This is a genomic window from Pantoea leporis, assembly GCF_028048155.1.
Taxonomy (GTDB): Bacteria; Pseudomonadota; Gammaproteobacteria; order Enterobacterales; family Enterobacteriaceae; genus Pantoea; species Pantoea leporis.
In genome coordinates, this window is the sequence record NZ_JALMEU010000003.1 from 356,292 (window position 1) to 379,323 (window position 23,032).

Below are 23,032 nucleotides of genomic sequence, written 5' to 3' on the forward strand. Positions count from 1 at the left end.
AACATTCCTATCACACCAAATTGCCTTAAATATTACAACGCTACGTTAATCGGTTGCGTAAGTAATATCTTTAACGGTGAAATTTGAGCTTGATACGCCAAAACTTCTACACCACCACGCTGCGCCTGTTCCAGTAGTTCTGCGTAGTGCACGTCGATATGGCGTGCCGGGGAAACGTCCTCAATCCCCGTATGCAGAACTGCGAACAACAAAACGGCTCGATGACCTTCTGCCACGATGGTGCTCAATTCGCGCAGATGTTTCTGTCCACGAGCCGTCACCGCATCCGGAAAATAGCCTTTACCTGCTTGTAAAAGGGTGACGGACTTGACTTCAATATAGCAGTTGGATCGGCCATCCGCTTGCAGCAGGAAGTCAATTCGGCTTTTTTCCGTGCCGTATTTCACTTCAGGCTGGCAGCGGCTGTAAGCGGATAATTCCGGAATCGTGTCGAGCGTCAGCGCCTCGCGCACCAGCTGATTGGCGCGCAGCGTATTCACGCAGATCCAGTGGCCTTGTTGGGTCTCGGTGAGTTCCCAACTGTGCGGATATTTCCGCGTGGCACTGCTGGACGTCGAATACCACACGGTATCGCCCGGCGTGGCGCAGCCGGTCATCGCGCCGGTATTGGCGCAGTGAATGGTCAGCGTTTCACCTTCTGGCGTAACTACATCGGCTAAAAAGCGTTTGTAACGGGCAATCAAGCGGGCGGGTTTGAGCGGTGGGTCGAACTCCATTTACTCTCCTGTGGATGATAGTAGCGGCCAGCGGGTCAGCGCCTGATAACGTGTGCGGCCGCGCGTCACGTTCGAAGCGAACAGCGCAAAATGGCGGATATCGGCGCGCCAGTGAAAACCGCGCGGCGGCAGCGCGATCTGTGACGCTGCGTGGCGCAACAGCGTGACATGCGGATGAAACGGCTGCGGGCTCTGTGCGCAGCCATGACGTGCCGCTTGCGCGCGCAGCAGGCTGGCGAGCTGCAGTAATCCGCGCGGCGCCCGCTGACAACCGAGCCACACCACGCCGGGACGCGGCCAGTGACCGGCGTCATCCAAATCGAGGGCAAAACCGGGCTGTTCGATGCGTGAGGCCAGCCGCTGCAGCTTGCGTGACGTCTCATCGCTGACTTCGCCGAGAAACGCCAGCGTCAGGTGCAGGTTGGCCGCCGCCACCGGTTTCCCGGCTTCGGCAGCAAAATTATCCGCACGCCACTGCACCAACTGTTGCTGGAGCGGAGCGGGCAGTTCAAGAGCAAAAAACAGACGTTGCGTTGCCAGGTTGGCCTCCGGTAATCCGCGCCTCAGAGTGCTACAATGCGCGCCATCTTAGCACAGGCATTTTGGGAGTTGAGTTTGAGTGAGTTACCGGTAAGCGAGGTGCTGCCTGCGTTGCTGGACGCGCTGGCGCAGTCGCCGCAGGTGTTGCTGGCGGCGCCGACCGGCGCAGGTAAATCAACCTGGCTGCCATTACAACTGCTGCAACACACCCCATTGCCCGGCCGCATCATCATGCTGGAGCCGCGCCGACTGGCGGCACGCAACGTGGCGCAGCGTCTGGCAGAACAGCTTGGCGAGCAGCCGGGCGGCATCGTTGGCTATCGCATGCGCGGTGAAAACTGCTGCGGTGCCAACACGCGCCTCGAAGTGGTCACCGAAGGCATTTTGACGCGCATGTTGCAGCGCGATCCGATGCTGGAAGGCGTCTCGCTGGTGATCCTCGATGAATTCCATGAACGCAGCCTGCAGGCCGATCTCGCGCTGGCGCTGCTGCTCGATGTGCAGCAAGGATTGCGCGACGATCTGAAAATTCTGCTGATGTCGGCCACGCTCGATAATCAGCGTTTGCGTCAGCTGCTGCCGGATGCGCCCTTTGTGGTCTCTGAGGGCCGCAGTTTCCCGGTCACGCGCCGCTATGCTTCGCTCAACAGCCAGCAACGTTTTGAAGAAGCGGTAGCGCGCGAGGTGGCGCAACTGCTGCGCGAAGAGTCAGGATCGCTGCTGCTGTTCCTGCCCGGCGTGGCGGAGATCGAACGGGTTAAGCGCGAGCTGGAAGCGCGGGTCAGTGACGAGGTGGATCTTTCTCCTTTATATGGCGCGCTGTCGCTGGAGGCGCAACGCCGCGCCATCCTGCCGTCTCCGGCGGACCGCCGAAAAGTGGTGCTGGCGACCAACATCGCCGAAACCAGCTTGACCATCGAAGGTATCCGCTTAGTGGTCGATAGCGCGCTGGAGCGCTCGGCGCAGTTTGACGTGCGCAGCGGCGTGACGCGGCTGCAAACGCAGCGTATCAGCCAGGCGTCGATGACGCAGCGCGCCGGTCGTGCTGGTCGTCTGGAACCTGGCATCTGCCTGCACTTACTGCCACAAGAGCAGGCGCTGCGTGCGGCGGCGCAGAGTGAACCGGAAATTCTCAATAGCGATTTGACCTCGCTGCAGATCGATCTGCTGCAATGGGGATGTCAGAATGCGTCGCAGCTTATGTGGCTTGACGCGCCGCCGCCGCGCAACTTGCGTGCGGCGTGCGAGCGGTTAACCCAGCTAGGCGCGCTGGAGAATCACCAGCTCAACGCGCGCGGTCGAAAAATGGCCGCGTTGGGCAGCGATCCGCGCCTGAGCGCGATTCTGGTGGCTGCCGGGCAAAACAACGATGCCATCGCCAGCGCCGCGCTGCTGGTGGCGATTCTGGAAGATCCGCCACGCAGCGGCAGCGCAGATCTGCGTGATGCGCTTAACCATCCGCAGTCGCACTGGCAGCGCCGCGCGCGTCAGTGGCAGAAGCGCCTCAACGCCAGCGGCGGCACCATTAATCCCGACCTGTTCCCGCAGCTGCTGGCCGCCGGTTTTGCCGATCGTCTGGCGCAGCGTCGTGGCGACAGCGCGCGCTATCAGCTGGCGAACGGCATTGGCGCGATGCTTAACGAGCAGGATGGTTTGAGCCGCTATGAGTGGCTGATTGCACCGACACTGCTGCAGGGCGCCAGCGCCGCCGAGGCGCGCATGTTACTGGCGCTGCCGGTGGATATCGACGCGCTGCGCCGCGAATGCCCCACCTTAATTGAGCAGCGTACCGACGTGGAGTGGGACGAAGAGAAAGGCACTTTACGTGCCTGGAAACGCGAACTGATCGGCGCGCTGGTCCTAAAAGCGCAGCCGCAGGCGCGCCCGGAGGCGGAAATATTGCATCCGGCGATGCTGCGCTGGATCCGCGAAAAAGGATTGTCGGTGCTGGGCTGGAAAGAAGACGCCGAACAGCTACGCTTGCGGGTGCACTGTGCCGCGCAGTGGCTGCCGGAAGAGGCGTGGCCGGCGCTGGACGATGAAAGCCTGCTCGATACGCTTGAAAGCTGGCTGCTGCCGGAGATGAGCGCGGTACGCGATCTGAAAGGATTGCAGAGCATCAACCTTGTCAGCGCATTATTACATTTGCTGACATGGTCACAACGTCAGCGGCTGGATACTGTGCTGCCAACTCATTACACTGTGCCGACCGGAAGCCGCCTGCCGATCCGCTACGATGCAGAGAAGCCACCCGCGCTGGCGGTGCGGATTCAGGAGATGTTTGGCGAAGCACAGAATCCGGCGGTGGCCGATGGCCGCGTACCGCTGGTGTTAGAGCTGCTCTCGCCCGCGCATCGTCCGCTGCAGATCACCCGTGACCTCGCGGCGTTCTGGCGTGGTGCGTATCCCGAAGTGCAGAAAGAGATGAAAGGGCGCTATCCAAAGCATCCGTGGCCGGACGATCCGGCCAACGCCTTACCCACAAGGCGGACCAAGAAATTTTCATCGTGAAACGCTGTGGATCGAATTCAGAGGGTTCTGCCATGCGTCGCATGAGAAAGCAGTTAGAGTAACGGCCGCCGCCGTAGCAATACCTGGAGAATAAAAGCATGTCTGGGAACGATCGCGAACCTATCGGGCGCAAAGGAAAAGCGCCAAAGCCGCCGCGCAGCAGTGCGCGGCGGGGTCGCCGCAGGGAACTTGATGATGATATCGATCAGGACGATTTTGACGAAGAAGATGAGGAGAGTGGACCGGTGCCACCAAAAAGTAAAAAACGTCCGCCACGCGGTAAACGTCGCTGGTTAGGCTGGTTGATTAAACTCTTCCTGGTCTTTGTGGTGGTGATGGCCGCCTGGGGCGTCTATCTCGACTCGGAAATCCGCAGCCGCATCGACGGTAAAGTGTGGCAACTGCCGGCCGCCGTTTATGGGCGCATGGTCAGCCTTGAACCGGGCATGTCGTACGACAAAAAAGAGATGATTGCGCTGCTGGAAGGCACGCAGTATCGCGAAGTGTCACGCATTACCCGTCCGGGCGAGTTTAGCGTCAAAGGCAACACCATTGATCTGCTGCGCCGTCCGTTTGATTTCCCGGACAGCAAAGAGGGGCAGATCAACGCGCGCCTGACCTTTAGCAACAATGAGCTGAGCGAGATTAAAAATCTCGATACCGGCCGCGATTTTGGCTTCTTCCGCCTCGATCCGCGCCTGATCACCATGTTGCAGTCGCCGAACGGTGAACAGCGTCTGTTCGTGCCGCGCGCCGGTTTCCCGGATCTGCTGGTGAGCACCTTGATCGCCACTGAAGACCGCCACTTCTACGAGCACGACGGCATTAGCCCGTATTCGATTGGTCGTGCGTTCCTCGCCAACATCACCGCCGGTAAAGCGGTGCAGGGCGGTAGTACGCTGACGCAGCAGCTGGTGAAAAACCTGTTCCTCACCAACGAGCGTTCGCTGTGGCGTAAAGCGCGTGAAGCCTATATGGCGGTGATCATGGATGCGCGCTACAGCAAAGATCGCATCCTCGAGCTGTATCTCAACGAGGTGTATCTCGGCCAGACCGGTAATGACCAGATCCGCGGTTTCCCGCTGGCGAGCCTTTACTACTTCGGTCGTCCGGTGGATGAGCTGAGCCTCGATCAGCAGGCGATGCTGGTCGGCATGGTGAAAGGCGCATCGCTGTACAATCCATGGCGTAACCCGAAACTTGCGCTGGAGCGACGTAATCTGGTGCTGCGTTTGTTGCAGCAGCAGAACGTCATCGATCAGGAACTGTATGACATGCTGTCGGCGCGTCCGCTTGGCGTGCAGCCAAAAGGCGGCGTGATCACGCCTCAGCCGGCATTTATGCAGATGGTGCGTAACGAGCTGCAGGCTAAGCTCGGCGACAAAATGAAAGATCTCTCCGGCGTGAAGATTTTCACCACGCTGGATGCGATTTCGCAGGATGCCGCAGAGAAAGCGGTGATTGAAGGTATTCCAACGCTGAAAAAACAGCGTGGCCTGAAAGATCTGGAAACCGCGATGGTGGTGGTGGATCGCTTCAGCGGTGAAGTGCGCGCCATGGTCGGCGGTGCCGATCCGCAGTTCGCCGGTTACAACCGCGCGCTGCAGGCACGTCGTTCGATTGGCTCGCTGGCAAAACCGGCCACCTATCTCACCGCGCTGAGCCAGCCGAACAGCTATCGCCTCAACAGCTGGATCGCCGATGAACCGATTGCGCTGAAACAGCCGAACGGCAGCATCTGGAAACCGATGAATGACGATCGTCGTTTCAGCGGCAAAGTGATGCTGGTGGATGCGCTGACCAACTCGATGAACGTGCCAACCGTCAACCTCGGTATGACGCTGGGACTGGATGCGGTGGTCGATACCTGGAACAAGCTCGGCGTGCCGAAAGATCAGCTGCATCCGGTGCCGTCAATGCTTCTCGGTGCGCTGAACCTGACGCCGATTGAAGTGGCGCAGGCGTTCCAGTCGATCGCCAGCGGCGGTAACCGCGCTGAGCTGTCGGCGGTACGTTCGGTGATTGCGGAAGATGGCACGGTGCTGTATCAGAGCTATCCGCAGGCGCAGCGTGTTGAACCGGCGCAGGCGGCGTATCTGACGCTCTACACCATGCAGCAGGTCGCCGATCACGGTACCGCGCGTGCGCTGGGTGCGCGTTATCCTAAAGCGCATCTGGCTGGCAAAACCGGTACCACCAATGACCTGATCGATAGCTGGTTCGCCGGTATTGATGGCAAAGAAGTGGCGATTACCTGGGTTGGCCGCGATAACAACCAAACCTCGAAGCTGTACGGTGCCAGCGGTGCAATGCAGCTTTATCGCCGCTATCTCGACAACCAGGCGCCAATGCCGCTGGTGCTGACGCCGCCGGAAGATATCACGCAGATGAATATCGATTCTGCCGGTAACTTTATCTGCGGTACGGGCAGCAGCACATGGCGTTCGCTGCCGGTGTGGTCGCTGGATCCGAACGCGCTGTGTCAGCAGCAGCAAGAGCAGGTTCAGCAACAACAGCAGCAGTTGCAGCAGCAACAAGAGCAGCAACAGCAGCAACAACAGCAGCAGCAGCCACAGAATGAGCAGAAAGATTCTGACGGCGTGGCGGGTTGGATTAAAGATATGTTCGGCAGCAAATAAGTTGCTGAGAAAACACAGGGCGCTGCGGCGCCCTTTCTTATTGGGATAGGTGGTTAGCTGGGCTGATTCTTACAGTTACTTTTGCGAATATCAATAACCATACCAGTACTTTGCGTCACGAGAACTTCCAGGCTTTTTACTGCAACGTCTCGTGCATGTAGCAGTGAATCTGCAGGTTCCTCGCCAAAATTAACGGTTCTCATCGGTGTGGCGGTACGCTCAGGATTGATGCAGTTCACTTTGACTTTATCCTCAATCCACTCTTCCGCCAGCGCCTGAGTCAGATTGACTACCGCAGCTTTTGCCGATGAGTAAAGGGCGTAAAAAGCCCGTCCACGAGTGTAAGAACTGGATGTGAAATTCAATAACATGCCGGAGTTGCAGATTAACCGCTCTTTTGCCGCAATTGCCACGTTTACGGCTCCCAGATAATTAATGTTAATCAGCGCCATCACTTCCTGCTGAGTAAGCGTGGAGAGCGGTTTCTTAATCAAGACACCCGCAGTGTTGACGATAAAATCAATATTGCCATGCTCGGCAACAATGTTAGTTAAATAGTTTTTTACGCTGTCGAGATGAGTAATGTCGATATCATTATGTGAACGACTGGCAATATGTACTTTGGCCCCACACAGCGTGGCAACTTTCATCATCTCCAGACCAATTCCGCTACCTCCACCAAAAATAACCATATGCTTATCGCGCAGGAAATCGAGATTTGCAGAATTCAATGCGTGTGAGCTTTTCTCCTGCAGCAATTTTTCTGCGATAAAGAGATCAAGTGGATGGGTGATTTTAATATTGTTCTCATCGCCCTCTACGGTAATAACACGCGTTTCAGGCAGCATATTACGCAATACTCCGCAGTCGCAGGTAAACGTAAACTTACCCATGGCCGCTGCTTTCTCATAAGCCTGGCGAATTTTTTCCAGACGAAATGCCTGAGGGGTCTGGCCTCGGCGCATGCTGGCACGATGAGGAATATTGGCAATGCAGCCATCATCGTGAACTTCTACTAAAGTATCTGCTGAGGGGATCACCACATCTACGGCGTCAAAGGATTCAAGTGCATCTACGCATTTGCGAATAATAGTGTCGCTAATTAATGGACGCACGGCATCATGCAGTAAGATTTTACAATGACCGTCATAGTTGATAAGGGTTTTCAGCGCGGAATATGTTGAGTCAAAACGTTCCTTACCGCCGTTCACCACTTTACTCACTTTGTGCCACTGATTTTTTGCCACCAACTCCCACATGTAATCGATGTACTCATTTTGTGAGACGATAATAATTTCATCAATGTCGGCCGATTTTTCAAAACGTTCGATGGTGTATTCAATCACGGCACGTCCCGCTAACTTGGCGAATTGTTTTGGCTTGTCGCTGCCAAAGCGGGTGCCTGTACCGCCAGAAAGTATTATGGCTACATTTTTCATTTTTTATTCCGCCGCTTGCGGTCTGAGTGATGAACAAATAATTTCAGCGATTTTCTCGCCCGCTGTTCTCTCTTCTATCTGCAGTTCCTCACGCAGGGCTTGTTCCCGGCGCACTTTCATTGCATCGTGACCCGCGACAATGTTGTCTACAAAGGTGAAAATATCCTTTTCACACCAGGCAACGTCGTAGGCGTCATAAATGAATTCTGCAGTGCGGTTCAAACCGTGACAGGTTTCGTGAGTGAGGTAGAGGATGGGTTTTTTCGACGGCAGATATTCCAGCAGGAAGGAACCGGCGTCCGCAATGAGTGCATCGGAACGCGCAAAAGTCAGCGTGTAATCATGCCCCAGATCCCACTCCAGATTGGTGTGTTGCTGCGACGCGCGCTGTAACTGCTGATAAAGACTTTGTGCCGTTGGGTTGGCTTCACCTATCCATTGGCTCAGCAGCGGATGGGGGCGAATGATCAGATGAATGTCCTGACGCTCAATCAGTTTTAAGAACGCCGAGCAGTAAAGGCTGAAGGTGGTGTACATCTTCTGGTCGCCAGGCAGTACGAAATGCGGCGTCCACAGGAAGGTGGTTACCGTTTGAGCCGGCAGGTTATCCGTGAGATGGAAACGACGCTGATAGTGGTCAAATTTAGGATGGCCGGTAACGTGCACATGGCGATTTCCTGCCTGACACTGCAGCGCAAACTCAGTTTTATGTTTTTCCGAGCGGGCAAATATCCACGTCGCCAGATTTTGACAAAGCAAATTATATTGATACACCATGCTCTCTGCGCCAATTCCGGTATCGAGCGCATAAGGGATGTAAGCGATTTTCACGCCGCGCTCATGCAGGTAGTCGCTGCGAAAGGCTTCGGGGCGTGCTTCGTCGTAAGGGTTTTGCAAGAACACCACATCGGGCTGACGCTGCTCCAACTGATAGTCTTCAAATCCTGTGTAATCCAGCCCTCTTTCACGCAGAATCTCACGCTGAATATCGCCGTTAACATCGCTCGCCTTCCAGTTCAGGTAAGGCACCACCACGATGCGGCAATCGAACGCGGGATTGGCCTGCATCGCCTCAATCACCGATTCAAAGTTCGTCCAACCCGGTGGCCACTGGAAGTAAAAGTCGACTTTAATTGGGCCTGAAGTGGAGGGTTTGAATTTGGCGGGCGCAACGATTTGACTCAACGGTTTTCTGAAGAGTGCGCGGTAATCTTCCGTTCTATTTTCGATATCGCTTTTATCGAGCCGTTGTACACCGGCGTTGGGGAATACGCCCAGCCAAAGATCCTGCTGCATCAGGCTATTCCAGTGCACATCAAGGGCATATTGTGCCTGCGCACCACCTTGCAATTGCGCCTGCAGCGCCTCGTGATAGTTTTCAATCAGCGTGGTGTAATAGCGGTGATTTACGATATAGGCGCATGCGCACCACGCGAAGTTAGCGCGCACGATATAGTCCACGCTCTTTAACGGCGTGACTCGGCGATAATTGGCCGCCAGAAAAGCCACTTGCCAGTTGATTTGCGGCAGGGCGGCAAAGTAGCGGTTGAGATTGTCGTAGTTCTTCTGGCTTTCATTGAAGCTAAAATCATCCTCCAGAATCAGCACGCGCTCCCAGCCGTTATCGCGTGCCATCTCCAGCGCGGCGATATGCGATTGCGTGCAGCCGATGTAGCCCTTTTCATGCTTGATCGCCTCCAGGCGAACGATTTTTTCAGCGGTTAAACCCAGCTTTTTAAGTTGTTTAGTGATGCGGGTTAATCGGTCTTTGCGTTTCTTCAAATTGATGAAGACAACGCGATCAACAATGTTCCAGTTTATAGCGGTCATGACTGTGTCTGCAGGAAGGAGAATGCAGGACATAAGCAATTAGCGGGCCATTTTTTTAAGTTTATGATTTTACTTGTTATCGTTGGTTTGGCGCTCCGTCGGGATGAAATAAACTTCCTCTGTGCGGCAATGCAATTTCCCGATTGCCGGCCTCCGCTCCTTTTATTGCTGATTTATTATTTGCGATCATGAATATGCGCGATCTGGCTGTAAACGCCGCGCTTACAGGCATTAATCGTTGCGAATATGACGCTATTTCGCCTAAAATCCGTGCGTCATAATAATCATTCTCGTTTGTATTCGCCTGCATCGACTTTTTTCGAGAGACCTCACTTATGAATACGCGAAACACTAATCCTTGTTTCTTACGCCCGCGTTCGCTGGCTTGGTTTATTTCACTGACTATGGGTACGTTCAGCGTGCAGGCGTTGGCAGAAGATACCGTGGTGGTTAGCGCTGATGGCGGCAGCGGAGTCGAGCAAGAGAAAGCGTGGGGCCCGTCGCCAACCATTGCGGCCAAACGCAGCGCCACCGGCACCAAAACCGATACGCCGATCGAGAAGAACCCGCAGTCAATCTCGGTAGTCACGCAGGAAGAGATGGCGATGAAAAACGTCACCAGCGTGAAAGGGGCTTTCAACTACACGCCAGGCGTGTTGACCGGTAACCGCGGTAGCTCCAATGTTATCGATGCGCTCTCTATTCGCGGCTTCAGCGAAACCAACACCAACCAATATCTTGATGGCCTGAAACTGCAGGGTGATAACTACTCTGAGTTTGCTATCGATCCCTATTTCCTTGAACGCGCCGAACTGTTGCGCGGTCCGGTTTCGGTGCTGTACGGCAAGAGCAATCCGGGCGGCGTGGTGTCGCTGGTGAGTAAGCGTCCGACGCAGGAGACGCTGCGTGAAGTGCAGTTCCAGATGGGCACAAACAATCAGTTCTCCACGGGTTTCGATTTCGGCGGCTCGCTGGATGATGACGGCGTTTACAGCTATCGCCTGACTGGTCTCGCGCGTAGCGCCGATGCGCAGCAGGATATGAACAAAGAGAAGCGCTACACCATTGCGCCATCATTCAGCTGGCGTCCGGATGAGAATACGCGTTTCGATTTGCTGACCTACTTCCAGAACGAACCGGAAACCGGCTATTACGGCTGGTTGCCGCGTCAGGGCACCGTGGTGGGCATCACGCGTCCTGATGGCAGCAGTTACAAGCTGCCAACTAACTTTGATGAAGGCGAAGACAGTAACAAGATTTCGCGCAACACCAGGATGGTGGGCTACAACTTCGAGCACAGTTTCAACGACACCTGGACGGTGCGGCAGAATTTGCGCTATGCGGATCTGAGAACGGATTATCGCAGCATTTATGGCAATGGTTTTAATGCCGCAACACAGCAAATCACCCGCGGTTCAGCGGTTTCTGATGAAAAGCTCAACCAGTTTGCAGTCGACAACCAGGCGCAGGCCAAATTCACCACCAGTCAAATTGATCACACACTGTTGCTGGGTGTCGATTTCCAGCGCACGCGTAACGATATTGATGCGCAATTTGGTACCGCATCACCGCTGAATGCCGTTAATCCACAATATGGCGACGACAGCGTGACGCCGTTCCCTAATCCTTATCAGCACCTCAATAAGCAGCGCCAAACCGGTTTATACGCGCAGGATCAGATGGAGTGGAACCGCTGGGTGTTAACCCTCGGCGGTCGTTATGATTACGCGATGAACTCGGTCTATGATCGCGTAGCCAATAGCGTTGATCGCCAGAACGATCAGGCTTTCACCTGGCGTGGCGGGCTGAACTATGTGTTTGATAACGGTATCGCACCTTACTTCAGCTACAGCGAAGCCTTCATTCCGAACTCAGGTTCAACTTATGATGGTCAAGCCTTTGATCCTTCCCGCGCGAAGCAGTATGAAGCCGGTGTGAAATACGTTCCTAAAGATCGTCCGGTGGTGTTGACGGCGGCGGTGTATCAGCTGACCAAAACCAAAAACCTGACGGCCGATCCGGATACCCTTAACCACCCAAATGCCAGCATTCAGAGTGGTGAAATCCGCTCGCGTGGCGTGGAGCTGGAAGCCAAAGCCGCGATGAATGCCAACATCAATATGACCGCGTCTTATACCTACACTGATGCGGAATACACCGAAGACACTAACCTGAAAGGCAAAACGCCGGTGCAGGTGCCGAAGCATATGGCATCGCTGTGGAGTGATTACACCTTCCATGAAACGGCGCTGTCGGGCGTGACGGTGGGTGCGGGTGTGCGTTATGTGGGCGAGAGCAAAGGGTTGTACGCCAGCGGCGACGATATGAACCAAAACTTCGACGTAGCCGGTTACACCACCGTTGATGCCGCGCTGAAATACGATCTCGCACGCTTTGGCATGCCGGGCTCCACCATCGGCGTTAACGTCAATAACCTCTTTGATCGTGAATACGTCGCCAGCTGCTACCGCGACTACGCCTGCTACTGGGGCGCTGAGCGTCAGATTGTCGGTACTGCGACTTTCCGTTTCTAATCGTGTTACGTAGGTCGCCATCAATGGCGACCTACAGATTAACCAGGGATTATCATGCAGCATCCGCACCACGCAGAAACCACCTTCAGGCTGGATAACGTCAGTTTTCGTGTGCCAGGCCGCACGCTGCTGCATCCGCTGTCTCTTACCTTTGCACCGGGCAAAGTCACCGCGCTGATTGGTCACAATGGTTCTGGCAAATCCACGCTGCTGAAAATGCTCGGTCGTCACCATGCGGCGAGTGAAGGGCGCGTGTTACTGAATGAGGACGCGGTATATAACTGGGGCAGCAAAGATTTTGCGCGTCAGGTGGCGTATCTGCCGCAGCAACTGCCCGCGGCGGAAGGCATGACGGTGCGCGAGCTGGTGGCGATTGGCCGCTATCCGTGGCACGGCGCGCTGGGCCGCTATGGTCAGGAAGATCGCGATCGGGTGGAAGAGGCGATTACGCTAGTGGGATTAAAGCCTTTTGCCGGGCGTCTGGTGGATAGCCTTTCTGGCGGCGAGCGCCAGCGTGCCTGGCTGGCGATGCTGGTGGCGCAGAACAGTCGCTGCCTGTTGCTGGATGAACCGACCTCGGCGCTGGATATCGCCCATCAGGTTGATGTGCTGGCGCTGATTCAGCGTCTCAGCCGCGAACGTGGGCTAACGGTGATTGCGGTGCTGCACGATCTCAACATGGCGGCGCGCTATTGCGATCGTCTGGTGGCATTGCGCGGTGGCGAAGTGATTGCCGAAGGAGGCCCCGAGGTGATCATGCAGGCCGATGTGCTGGGCAACATTTACGGTATTCCGATGGGCATTTTGCCGCATCCGCTTGGCGGCGCGCCCGTCAGTTTCGTTTATTAAGGCCTCGCCATGTTCGACATTTCTCGCCGCCGCCTGCTGATGGCGCTGGCACTTTCCCCGTTGATGTCCGCGTTGCCGCTGCGTGCCGCCGTGCCGGATGCGCAGCGCATTCTGGCGCTGGAGTGGCTGCCGGTGGAGCTGCTGATGGCGCTCGGCGTGACGCCACTCGGGGTGGCCGACATGCACAACTACAACATTTGGGTTGGCGATCCGCAGCTGCCGTCCAGCGTTATCGATCTTGGCTTACGCACCGAGCCCAATCTGGAGCTGATGACGCAGCTCGAACCTTCACTCATCCTGCACTCCAATGGTTATGGTCCGGCGCTGGATAAGCTGCGGCGCATCGCGCCAACCATGGGTTTTGACCTCAACAGCGGCGACGGCAAACCGCTCAGCACCGCGCGTCACTCATTGCAGGCGCTCGGCGCACGTCTTGGCCGTGAAGCGCAGGCCGTGCAGCATCTGCAGTATGTGGATGAACAGCTGGCGGCGGCGCGTGAACGCCTCAGGCCGTGGGCCGATCGTCCGGTGCTGCTGATGTCGCTGATGGACAGCCGCCACGCGATTACCTTCGGTAAAAACAGTTTGTTCCTTGAGGTGATGGAGATCCTTGGCTTGAGCAATGCCTGGCAGGGCGAAACCAACTTCTGGGGCAGTGCAGTCGTTGGGCTGGAGCGGCTGGCGGAAGTGGGTGATGTGCAGGTGATCTGCTTCGATCACGATAACGATCGCGATATGCAGCAGGTGATGGCCACCGCGCTGTGGCAGGCGCTGCCGTTTGTGCGCGCGCAGCGTTTCCAGCGCGTGCCGGCGGTATGGTATTACGGCGCGACCTCTTCGGCGCTGAAATTTGTCCGCGTGCTGGAACACGCGCTGGAGTCGCACTGATGCGCAATCGTCTTTTTCCCGTCGCGCTATTGAGTACGGCGTTTCTGCTGGCGCTGGCCTTAACCGTGATCAATCTGCGCCAGGCGCTGCCGATCGATCAATGGTCGCAGGCGTTTTTTGCGCCTGACATTAACAACATCCAGCAAGTGGTGTTTCATCACAGTTTGCTGTCGCGACTGGCGCTGTCGCTGCTGGTTGGCGCGGGCCTTGGTCTCGCCGGTTTGCTGTTTCAGCAGGTGCTGCGCAATCCGCTGGCGGAACCCACCACGCTTGGCGTGTCGTCGGGCGCTCAACTGGGGATTACCGTCGCGACGTTATGGCATTTGCCGGGCGGCGAGTTCACGCAGCAGTTTGCGGCGATGGGCGGCGCGGTAATTGTCGGTATTCTGGTATTCGGCGTGGCCTGGGGCAAACGTCTGTCGCCGGTGACACTGATTCTGGCTGGGCTGGTGCTGAGTTTGTACGCCGGTTCGGTGAATCAAATCTTCGCGATCTTCAATCACGATCAGTTGCAGAACATGTTTCTGTGGAGCACCGGCGCGCTCAACCAGCTGGATGGACACAATGTGGCGCAGCTGTGGCCGCGTCTGCTGCTGGCGTTTGTGGTGGCGCTGGCGCTGCTGCGTCCGCTGACGCTGATGGGGCTCGACGATGGTGTAGCAAAAAACCTCGGTCTGGCGCTGTCGGCAGCACGTATTGCTGCGCTGGCGCTGGCGATTTTACTTAGCGCGCAACTGGTCAATGTTGCAGGCATCATCGGCTTTATTGGCCTGTTCGCGCCGCTGCTGGCGAAGATGCTCGGCGGGCGTCGCCTGATGAGCCGCATGATGTTGGCGCCGCTGATCGGTGCGCTGCTGCTGTGGTTGGCCGATCAGTGCGTGCTATGGCTGACCAGCCACTGGCGTGAAGTGTCTACCGGCACGGCGACCGCGCTGATCGGCGTGCCGATTCTGCTTTGGTTGCTACCGCGCCTGCGTACTGGATCGGTACCGCCAGCGCTTAATCAGGGCGATAGCGTGCCGGCTGAGCGGCAGAACGTCTTGCGCTGGTGTCTAATCGGTTTGCTGATTCTGGCCGCGTTTAGCTGGGTTGGCATCACCTTTGGCCGCGATGCGCACGGCTTTGCGTGGGTGGGCGGCGATATGCTGCAGCAGCTGCTGCCGTGGCGCGCACCGCGCGTATTGGCCGCGCTGATTGTGGGCATGATGCTCGGCGTGGCGGGTGCGCTGATTCAGCGGCTCACCGGCAATCCGATGGCGAGCCCGGAAGTGTTGGGCATTAGCTCGGGTGCGGCGTGCGGCGTGGTGGTGATGATGTTCTTCGTGCCGGGCGATGCGGTGGCGTGGCTGTTGCCTGCCGGTGCGCTGGGTGCGGCGTTGACGCTGATGATTATTATGCTGGTGGCGAGTCGCGGCGGCTTTTCGCCAGAACGCATGTTGCTGGCGGGCATGGCGCTTAACAGCGCGTTTGTCACGCTTTTGATGGTGCTGCTGGCCAGCGGCGATCCGCGCATGGCGGGCTTGCTGAGCTGGATTTCCGGTTCAACCTACAACATCAATATGCAGCAGGCCGTGCAAAGCGCGGTGGTGGGTGTGGTGCTGATGGCGCTGGCGCCGCTGGCAAGTCGCTGGTTAACGTTGTTACCACTCGGCAGCACCACCGCGCGTTCAGCGGGCATGGCGCTCACTACCTCGCGCCTCAGCCTGCTGCTGCTGGCGGCGGCATTAACCGCCACGGCCACGTTAACTATCGGGCCGCTGAGCTTTATCGGGCTGATGGCGCCGCATATTGTGCGCATGCTCGGGTTCCGCCGTGCGTTACCACAGGTGTTGATGGCCGGTTTGTTGGGCGGCGGCTTGATGATTTTCGCCGACTGGTGCGGCAGGATGCTGGCGTTTCCGGATCAAATTCCAGCCGGGTTGATGGCGACCTTCTTTGGTGCGCCGTATTTTATCTGGCTGTTGCGGCGGGCGTAATCAGGGTAACCCTGAATGGCGACTCCACAACGACGGCAGAGTGCGCCATTCAGGCGGTTTTAAAGTTTCGCGAAGCTGCGGCGTGCCGCATCGATGGTGCGTTGGATATCTTCTTTACTGTGCGCCAGCGACATAAAGCCCGCTTCAAAAGCAGATGGCGCAAGGTAAACGCCTTCTTCCAGCATCAGGTGGAAGAAACGCTTAAAGCGTTCAACATCACACTGAGTGACGTCCTGATAGCAGGTCACTTCATCGGCATCAGTGAAGAAAATCCCGAACATACCGCCAACGTGGTTGATCACCAGCGGAATATTTTCGGCTTTCGCTGCAGCCAGCAGGCCTTGTGCTAACTGCGTGGTCAGATCGGTCAACGTGCTGTGGGTGCCAGGCTGCGCAATTTGCGACAGACACGCGAAGCCCGCCGCCATGGCAATCGGGTTACCGGACAAGGTACCGGCCTGATAAACCGGACCGGTTGGTGCCAGCGCATCCATAACATCACGACGACCACCAAAGGCACCGACCGGCATGCCGCCGCCGATGATTTTGCCGAGACAGGTCAGGTCTGGCGTCACGTCGTAATAGGCCTGAGCACCGCCTAATGCAACACGGAAGCCGGTCATCACTTCGTCGATAATCAGCAGCGCACCGAATTCGTCACACAGCGTACGCAGGCCTGGCAGGAAGTCTGGCTGCGGTGGAATGCAGTTCATGTTGCCCGCTACCGGCTCAACGATGATGCAGGCAATATCCTCAGGATACTGTTCGAAAGCCGCACGCACGGTGCTGAGATCGTTATAGGTGCAGGTCAGCGTGTGCTTAGCGAAATCGGCCGGTACGCCCGGCGAGTTTGGCTGGCCGAGCGTCAGCGCGCCGGAGCCGGCTTTCACCAGCAGGCAGTCGGCGTGGCCGTGATAGCAGCCTTCGAACTTGATGATTTTATCGCGATGGGTGAAGCCGCGCGCCAGGCGAATGGCGCTCATGGTGGCTTCGGTGCCGGAGTTAACCATGCGCACCATGTCCATGCTTGGCACCAGCTCGCACACCAGCTCGGCCATTTTCACTTCCATCTCGGTTGGCGCGCCGAAGCTCAGACCGCGCGCAGCCGCTTCAATCACTGCGTTACGAATGTTGGCGTTGTTATGACCCAGCACCATCGGGCCCCACGAACCGACATAATCGATATAGCCTTTGCCGTCGGCGTCATACAGATACGCACCGTCAGCGCGTTCGATGAACAGCGGCACACCGCCCACACCGGTAAATGCACGTACCGGGGAGTTCACACCGCCGGGGATCAGGCGTTGCGCTGCGGCATACAGGTTTTCTGACTTACTCATTGTTCTGCTCCTGCTGTTCGGTAAAAAATCTGGCGCCATTCTACGGGAATAACGGCTTGCGCTAAAGTTTAGGGTATATACTTTCCTGCGCATGCGGCGGCACGCAGTGTCAAGCGTGAGACTTGATTGCACTGGACGGCTGGCAGATAATAGCGAGATTAAGGTCGTTTTCTGACCTCGACGTTTACCCGGAGTAAAAGATGAGTGACGACTTAGCAGCGCTGCCTTTGCAATTCACTGATGCAGCAGCAAAAAAAGTAAAAAACCTGATTTCTGATGAAGAGAATCCCGAGCTGAAATTGCGCGTTTATATTACCGGCGGCGGTTGCAGCGGTTTCCAGTACGGCTTCACGTTTGACGATCAAATGAATGACGGTGACATGACCATCGAGAAACAAGGCGTGGCGCTGGTGGTGGATCCGATGAGCCTGCAATATCTGGTGGGCGGTTCCGTGGATTACACCGAAGGCCTGGAAGGTTCACGTTTTATCGTGACCAACCCGAATGCCAAAACCACCTGCGGTTGTGGTTCTTCCTTCAGCATCTAATGCTGCTTCTGGCTGCCGTTCTGGTAGCCAGATTCCTACCATTCAATAGTCACTAAACGCGCAGATTCGCGGCGTTTAGCATCGCGTTTTAATACTCGTTCAGTAATGCGCGGCTGCGCGCTGAAGTGACGTCCACAATCCACTTTGGGCAGAGAGTGTTCACTCTGGCGTGAGATATCGCAACGCGAGAATAATGTTAAGGTAGCGGCAATAGAGCCGGTCGACGTGGCCGCACTCAGAGGTGCAGCGATCACGAGCCCTATGGCCAGCAGCAGTGCTCTGGTCATGAATAGTTCCTGGTGAAGACAAAATTGCGCTAAGCGCTAAAAAAGGGCACAGAGCATACGTGGCCGCTGCGCCTTGTATTATGATTTACGACAATTTATGCCGAATCTTTAATCTTAATTAGTGCTTTTTTTCGTCGGATGTAAATCTGCACACAGCTGTTTCGCTGCCAGCAGCATGCGAGGCCCAGGACGGCTCAGCCAGTCGTCATTGATGGCGATCACCGGCACATCCAATTGCGGCTGCCAATATTGCGCGATGCTGGCGGCCCGAGCGGCATCACCCCCGATCACAATCGCCTGCGGATGGCGCATCAGCACCTGTTCGCGGCTCACCTGCGGCCAGCTAACGCTGCTATCGGCAAAAATATTCCTGCCGCCGCACAGCTCAATGACCTGGTTTTGCATGGTGTTACGCGAAGCCGTAAACAGCGGCTGCTGACCAAACTGCAAAAACAGCGGCAGCGGCGTACTTTGCTGATACTGCTTGCGCAGCGCCGCTTCCTGCGCGCGTAATGCCTGCGCCGCATCGATGGCTTGCTGCGGCTGCGGACTCCAGCGCTGTAACGCCGCCAGCGCATCGATCATTTGGTCAATGGTTTGCGGATCGATCCACTCAACCTTGACCCCGAAACGCTGCAGCTGTTCAATTTGCCGCTGTGGATTACCGCCGCGCCACGCCAGCACCACATCCGGCTTCAGTTGCAGAATGCGTTCCACTTTAATGCCTTGCCAGTTCGCCACCTGTTCCAGCGCGTTGGCCTGCGCGGGATAATCGGAGAAGGCGCTGACGGCGAGCGGCGTAATGCCTGCGGCGAAGGCCAGTTCCGTCAGATGCGGCGAAAGGGTGATGACGCGCGGCGCGGCGGCGAACAGGCTGTTGCACAGCAGCAACAGCCCAAGCAGCAGGTTTTTAGCCACGCGCCAGCTGAACCAGCAGGTTTTCTACCATCAAAGAAGATTGTTTTGCCGCAACACTGAGGAACTCATCGAAGCTGAGGTGTGATTCCTGATCGGCGACGTCAGAAATGGCGCGCACCACCACAAATGGCACCTTGAACTGATGGCAAACGTGACCAATTGCGGTCGCTTCCATCTCCACCGCAATCGCCTGCGGGAAGGTGGTGCGGATGCGTTCCAGCGGTGCAGCGCCGTTGATAAACGCATCGCCGCTCACTACCAAACCGCGTACCGCGTTGAGGTCGAGCTGCTTGATAACCATTTCGGCGGCGGCAATCAGTTTGTCATCCGCCACGAAAGCGGCGGGGCAGCTGGCCATCTGGCCTGGCTCGTAACCGAAGGCGGTGACGTCGGCATCGTGATAGCGCACTTCATCCGACACCACGATATCGCCCACTTTCAGCGTTGGCGCCAATCCGCCGGCAGAACCGGTGTTGATTACCACATCCGGCTTGCACAGCTGAAGCAGCAAGGTGGTGCCGAGCGCGGCAGCCACTTTGCCGATGCCTGATTTCAGCAGCGCCACCTCAACACTATTCAGCGTGCCGGTGTAAATTTCGCAGCCGGCCAGCGTCAGTGTCTGACGGTTTTCGATTTTGTCACGCAGCAGTGTAACTTCCTGCTCCATCGCGCCAATAATGCCTACTTTCATAAGAATCTCGCTAATTTAATGGATGTAACCCGCAAAAGTGAGGCATAGTCTAACATGGCTGATTGAGGAAGAATTCACGAAAAAATAAGGGGTAATTATGGCGACGATCAATTTCAGGAAGAAGATCAGTTTCACCCGCCCTTATACCAGCCGCAAAGATCCCGAAGGGGAATACTTTATTACCCGCCACTTTGAAAGCGATCGCGGACGTATTATTAACTCCGCCGCGATTCGTCGTCTGCAACAGAAAACTCAGGTATTCCCGCTGGAGCGCAATGCGGCGGTGCGATCGCGTCTGACGCACTCGCTGGAAGTGCAGCAAACCGGGCGATATATCACCAAAGAGATTCTGCAAGCGCTGAAAACCCAGGGCGGCGGGCTGGCGAATTATGGGCTGGATGAGTTTGAAGGTGCCTTCGAAAGCCTGATTGAGATGGCCTGTTTACTGCACGATGTCGGCAATCCGCCGTTTGGTCATTTTGGCGAGGCGGCGATCAATGACTGGTTCGACGAAAATCTGCCTGCCGAGCTGGTCGATCCGCTGGTGGCGGGCGTTGCCGATGAGGCTGAGCGCGCCGCTTTTGACCAGTTGAATGCAATGATTCGTCAAGATTTATGCCATTTCGAGGGTAACGCGCAGGCGATTCGCCTGGTGCATACGCTGCTGCAACTCAATCTCAGCTATGCGCAAGTCGCCTGTATTTTGAAATATACCGCGCCCGCATGGTGGCAAGGCGATAAACCGGCTGAATTTAGCGTATTAATGAAAAAGCCGGGCTTCTATTTATCTGAGCGAGAATATGTGGCTGAGTTGCGTGAAGCGACCAATATTAAACAGCACCATCGTTTCCCGCTTACCTGGATAATGGAAGCCGCCGACGATATCTCTTATTGCATTGCCGATTTGGATGACGCCGTAGAAAAAGACATCTTCCATGTTGAAACGTTGTATAAGCATTTATTGGATGCCTGGGGCGCGGTAAAAAACGGCGATGTTTTCAGCCGTACTATCGGTGATGCCTGGAAAGAGGCTAATCAGAAAAAACGCCGCAGTATCAGCGATCAATTCTTTATGTCATTGCGGGTTAACGTGCAAAACGTGCTGGTTAGCCATGCGGTTAAGCGTTTCATCGACAACTTACCGGCTATTTTCGAAGGCGATTTTAATCACGCTTTACTGGAAGATGATGGTGAAGAAGGTCGCTTGCTAAAACTATTTAAAACGGTTGCGCGTCAGCAGGTGTTTAATCATCCGGAAGTTGAACAACTGGAATTGCAGGGTTATCGGGTAATTAAAGGTTTGCTCGAAATATATCAGTCACTGCTGTTGCTGGACTACGAGCAATTTACCACCTTGATGAACGAAGACTTTCTGGCAAAGCATCCGATTGAAACCCGCTTGTTTCACAAGCTTTCCGGCAAACATCGAAAGGCCTATCAACAACACATGCGCTCATTAATTGTTGAGCATAAATATCAGCGCTTGTTATGGGAACGTTATTATCGTGCGCGCCTGATTCAGGACTACATTAGTGGGATGACGGACAATTATGCCTGGGACGAATATCGTCGTTTAATGGCGGTTGAATAAGCGCACAATTGTAAAGATGAAGAACAATTTTTTACCTTTACCTAAAACTTTATTAGGAACTTCGCGCTAAAAACTTAATCTCACCTTCACGACCACAGCAATGGTCTGGCCGTAATTCTTAGAGAGACACAGATAAATGAAAAAAAACACAATTATGCTGGCGTTGGCGCTGAGTTTCGGCGCGGCGACGTTGAGCCCTGTGAGTGTATTTGCCGCAGAGACCGCTTCTTCTTCCAGCCAGCAGTTGCCAAGCCTGGCACCCATGCTGGAAAAAGTCATGCCTTCCGTGGTGAGTATCAGTGTGGAAGGCTCGACGACGGTTAAAACGCCGCGTATGCCGCAGCAGTTCCAGCAATTCTTTGGTGATAATTCTCCGTTCTGCCAGGACGGTTCACCGTTCCAAAGCTCACCCATGTGTCAAAACGGCGTTGGTGACGGCGGCGCGGATGGCGGTGCTAACGCGCAGAAACAGCAGTTCCGTGCGCTGGGTTCCGGCGTGGTAATTAACGCGGATAAAGGCTATGTGGTGACCAACAACCACGTGGTGGATAACGCGACCAAAATCCAGGTGCAGCTCAGCGATGGACGTCGTTACGACGCCAAAGTGATCGGTAAAGATCCACAATCAGATATCGCGCTGATTCAGCTGCAGGATGCGAAAAACCTCACCGCAATTAAGATTGCCGACTCCGACAACCTGCGCGTCGGTGATTACACCGTGGCGATTGGTAACCCGTACGGCCTTGGCGAAACGGTGACTTCGGGGATTGTTTCGGCGCTGGGCCGCAGCGGCCTGAACGTTGAAAATTACGAAAACTTCATTCAGACCGATGCGGCGATTAACCGTGGTAACTCCGGTGGCGCATTGGTAAACCTTAACGGCGAGCTGATCGGGATTAACACCGCGATTCTGGCGCCGGACGGCGGCAACATCGGTATCGGCTTTGCGATCCCTAGCTCAATGGTGAAAAACCTTACCGCGCAGATGGTGGAGTACGGTCAGGTGAAACGCGGCGAGCTGGGCATTATGGGCACCGAGCTGAACTCAGAGCTGGCGAAAGCGATGAAAGTCGATGCGCAGCGCGGCGCTTTTGTTAGCCAGGTATTGCCGAACTCTGCTGCGGCGAAAGCCGGCGTGAAAGCGGGTGACGTGGTGGTGTCGATGAACGGTAAAGCGCTGACCAGCTTTGCAGCGCTGCGTGCCGAAGTCGGCTCGCTGCCGGTCGGTAGCAAGCTGCAGCTGGGTCTGCTGCGCGAAGGCAAACCGGTGAATGTTACCGTTGAACTGCAGCAGAGCTCGCAGGATAAAGTGCAGTCCGCCACCATTTACACCGGTATTGAAGGTGCCGATCTCAGCAATATTGATACCAACGGCCAGAAAGGCGTGCGCGTCGATAGCGTCAAGCCTGGCAGCGCAGCGGCGCGTATTGGCTTGAAGAAAGGTGACGTGATTCTGGGTGTCAACCAGCAAGCCGTGGCTAATCTTGGCGAGCTGCGTAAAGTGCTCGACACCAAACCTTCGGTGCTGGCACTGAACGTACAGCGCGGTGACAGCAGCCTGTATCTGCTGATGCAGTAAGTTTCAGGTTGTTGATAACAGGCGAGCTTTGGCTCGCCTTTTTTGTGTCTGTGCAAATGTCCGGTACTGAATGTGACGCTTACCGCAAATCCCGCATAATCCCGCTGGCTATGTGCAGTTGCACAATGTCAGCGC

General features: G+C 55.9%; 17 protein-coding genes. 9 read left to right on the plus strand and 8 right to left on the minus strand.

The genetic code is table 11. The features are described from left to right. Positions 1–32: 32 nt before the first annotated feature. Positions 33–737 carry a DNA/RNA nuclease SfsA gene (sfsA, locus tag MWH02_RS12500; RefSeq protein ID WP_101762065.1) on the minus strand — a complete coding sequence of 235 codons (705 nt, stop codon included), beginning with the start codon at positions 735–737 and terminating at the stop codon, positions 33–35. Then, positions 738–1,277, minus strand: coding sequence for an RNA 2',3'-cyclic phosphodiesterase (thpR, locus tag MWH02_RS12505; RefSeq protein WP_222234614.1), 540 nt, complete (start codon positions 1,275–1,277; stop codon positions 738–740). Between the two features lie 36 nt (positions 1,278–1,313). Here thpR and hrpB point away from each other — a divergent pair, with 36 nt between their 5' ends. Further along, entirely contained in the window at positions 1,314–3,788 is a 2,475-nt protein-coding gene (hrpB, locus tag MWH02_RS12510) for an ATP-dependent helicase HrpB (protein WP_271460746.1), read from the plus strand. A gap of 98 nt (positions 3,789–3,886) precedes the next feature. Further along, on the plus strand, positions 3,887–6,427 hold the full coding sequence (gene mrcB / locus MWH02_RS12515; RefSeq protein ID WP_271460747.1) for a bifunctional glycosyl transferase/transpeptidase: 2,541 nt from the start codon (positions 3,887–3,889) through the stop codon (positions 6,425–6,427). 53 nt (positions 6,428–6,480) lie between these two features. Here the strand turns inward: mrcB and MWH02_RS12520 are convergent, their stop codons facing one another. Continuing rightward, positions 6,481–7,866: a bifunctional cytidylyltransferase/SDR family oxidoreductase gene (locus MWH02_RS12520; protein ID WP_110867558.1), complete on the minus strand. Its 1,386-nt coding sequence runs from the start codon at positions 7,864–7,866 to the stop codon at positions 6,481–6,483. Positions 7,867–7,869: 3 nt separating this feature from the next. Continuing rightward, positions 7,870–9,696 (minus strand): glycosyltransferase family 25 protein, encoded by a 1,827-nt coding sequence (locus MWH02_RS12525; RefSeq protein ID WP_271460748.1) that lies wholly within the window; start codon positions 9,694–9,696, stop codon positions 7,870–7,872. 335 nt (positions 9,697–10,031) lie between these two features. Between MWH02_RS12525 and fhuA the strand changes: the two genes are divergently transcribed. From fhuA to fhuB, 4 genes are read left to right on the plus strand one after another with little or no spacing between them, the layout of a single operon-like run. Then, on the plus strand, positions 10,032–12,230 hold the full coding sequence (gene fhuA / locus MWH02_RS12530) for a ferrichrome porin FhuA (RefSeq protein WP_271460749.1): 2,199 nt from the start codon (positions 10,032–10,034) through the stop codon (positions 12,228–12,230). Positions 12,231–12,284: 54 nt separating this feature from the next. Next, positions 12,285–13,079: a Fe3+-hydroxamate ABC transporter ATP-binding protein FhuC gene (gene fhuC, locus MWH02_RS12535; protein ID WP_271460750.1), complete on the plus strand. Its 795-nt coding sequence runs from the start codon at positions 12,285–12,287 to the stop codon at positions 13,077–13,079. Between the two features lie 9 nt (positions 13,080–13,088). Then, positions 13,089–13,967: a Fe(3+)-hydroxamate ABC transporter substrate-binding protein FhuD gene (gene fhuD, locus MWH02_RS12540; protein ID WP_271460751.1), complete on the plus strand. Its 879-nt coding sequence runs from the start codon at positions 13,089–13,091 to the stop codon at positions 13,965–13,967. Further along, on the plus strand, positions 13,967–15,943 hold the full coding sequence (gene fhuB / locus MWH02_RS12545; RefSeq protein ID WP_271460752.1) for a Fe(3+)-hydroxamate ABC transporter permease FhuB: 1,977 nt from the start codon (positions 13,967–13,969) through the stop codon (positions 15,941–15,943). The genes fhuD and fhuB overlap by 1 nt, the downstream gene beginning before the upstream one ends. Before the next feature lie 59 nt (positions 15,944–16,002). Here the strand turns inward: fhuB and hemL are convergent, their stop codons facing one another. Then, positions 16,003–17,283: a glutamate-1-semialdehyde 2,1-aminomutase gene (hemL, locus tag MWH02_RS12550; RefSeq protein ID WP_101762056.1), complete on the minus strand. Its 1,281-nt coding sequence runs from the start codon at positions 17,281–17,283 to the stop codon at positions 16,003–16,005. Between the two features lie 200 nt (positions 17,284–17,483). Between hemL and erpA the strand changes: the two genes are divergently transcribed. Beyond that, entirely contained in the window at positions 17,484–17,831 is a 348-nt protein-coding gene (erpA, locus tag MWH02_RS12555; protein WP_007893884.1) for an iron-sulfur cluster insertion protein ErpA, read from the plus strand. Positions 17,832–17,866: 35 nt separating this feature from the next. On the opposite strand, the gene MWH02_RS12560 is transcribed toward erpA, so the two are convergent. The 3 genes from MWH02_RS12560 to mtnN form a co-directional block, all read right to left on the minus strand. Beyond that, positions 17,867–18,118 (minus strand): hypothetical protein, encoded by a 252-nt coding sequence (locus MWH02_RS12560; RefSeq protein ID WP_101762055.1) that lies wholly within the window; start codon positions 18,116–18,118, stop codon positions 17,867–17,869. A gap of 114 nt (positions 18,119–18,232) precedes the next feature. Then, positions 18,233–19,036: a vitamin B12 ABC transporter substrate-binding protein BtuF gene (gene btuF, locus MWH02_RS12565; RefSeq protein WP_110867564.1), complete on the minus strand. Its 804-nt coding sequence runs from the start codon at positions 19,034–19,036 to the stop codon at positions 18,233–18,235. Next, positions 19,029–19,727 carry a 5'-methylthioadenosine/S-adenosylhomocysteine nucleosidase gene (mtnN, locus tag MWH02_RS12570; protein WP_271460753.1) on the minus strand — a complete coding sequence of 233 codons (699 nt, stop codon included), beginning with the start codon at positions 19,725–19,727 and terminating at the stop codon, positions 19,029–19,031. The genes btuF and mtnN overlap by 8 nt, the downstream gene beginning before the upstream one ends. A 97-nt stretch (positions 19,728–19,824) precedes the next feature. Between mtnN and dgt the strand changes: the two genes are divergently transcribed. Both dgt and degP read left to right on the plus strand, forming a co-directional pair. Next, positions 19,825–21,318 carry a dGTPase gene (gene dgt, locus MWH02_RS12575; protein ID WP_101762053.1) on the plus strand — a complete coding sequence of 498 codons (1,494 nt, stop codon included), beginning with the start codon at positions 19,825–19,827 and terminating at the stop codon, positions 21,316–21,318. Between the two features lie 136 nt (positions 21,319–21,454). Then, positions 21,455–22,897, plus strand: a complete 1,443-nt coding sequence (degP, locus tag MWH02_RS12580; RefSeq protein ID WP_271460754.1) for a serine endoprotease DegP — start codon at positions 21,455–21,457, stop codon at positions 22,895–22,897. The last annotated feature ends 135 nt before the right edge of the window (positions 22,898–23,032 follow it).

Bases quoted from the DNA above. Each gene is read 5' to 3' on its own strand.
- sfsA (WP_101762065.1), bottom strand. From the start codon at position 737: ATGGAGTTCGACCCACCGCTCAAACCCGCCCGCTTGATTGCCCGTTAC.
- hrpB (WP_271460746.1), top strand. From the start codon at position 1,314: ATGCGCGCCATCTTAGCACAGGCATTTTGGGAGTTGAGTTTGAGTGAG.
- mrcB (WP_271460747.1), top strand. From the start codon at position 3,887: ATGTCTGGGAACGATCGCGAACCTATCGGGCGCAAAGGAAAAGCGCCA.
- MWH02_RS12520 (WP_110867558.1), bottom strand. From the start codon at position 7,866: ATGAAAAATGTAGCCATAATACTTTCTGGCGGTACAGGCACCCGCTTT.
- MWH02_RS12525 (WP_271460748.1), bottom strand. From the start codon at position 9,696: ATGACCGCTATAAACTGGAACATTGTTGATCGCGTTGTCTTCATCAAT.
- fhuA (WP_271460749.1), top strand. From the start codon at position 10,032: ATGAATACGCGAAACACTAATCCTTGTTTCTTACGCCCGCGTTCGCTG.
- fhuC (WP_271460750.1), top strand. From the start codon at position 12,285: ATGCAGCATCCGCACCACGCAGAAACCACCTTCAGGCTGGATAACGTC.
- fhuD (WP_271460751.1), top strand. From the start codon at position 13,089: ATGTTCGACATTTCTCGCCGCCGCCTGCTGATGGCGCTGGCACTTTCC.
- fhuB (WP_271460752.1), top strand. From the start codon at position 13,967: ATGCGCAATCGTCTTTTTCCCGTCGCGCTATTGAGTACGGCGTTTCTG.
- hemL (WP_101762056.1), bottom strand. From the start codon at position 17,283: ATGAGTAAGTCAGAAAACCTGTATGCCGCAGCGCAACGCCTGATCCCC.
- erpA (WP_007893884.1), top strand. From the start codon at position 17,484: ATGAGTGACGACTTAGCAGCGCTGCCTTTGCAATTCACTGATGCAGCA.
- MWH02_RS12560 (WP_101762055.1), bottom strand. From the start codon at position 18,118: ATGACCAGAGCACTGCTGCTGGCCATAGGGCTCGTGATCGCTGCACCT.
- mtnN (WP_271460753.1), bottom strand. From the start codon at position 19,727: ATGAAAGTAGGCATTATTGGCGCGATGGAGCAGGAAGTTACACTGCTG.
- dgt (WP_101762053.1), top strand. From the start codon at position 19,825: ATGGCGACGATCAATTTCAGGAAGAAGATCAGTTTCACCCGCCCTTAT.
- degP (WP_271460754.1), top strand. From the start codon at position 21,455: ATGAAAAAAAACACAATTATGCTGGCGTTGGCGCTGAGTTTCGGCGCG.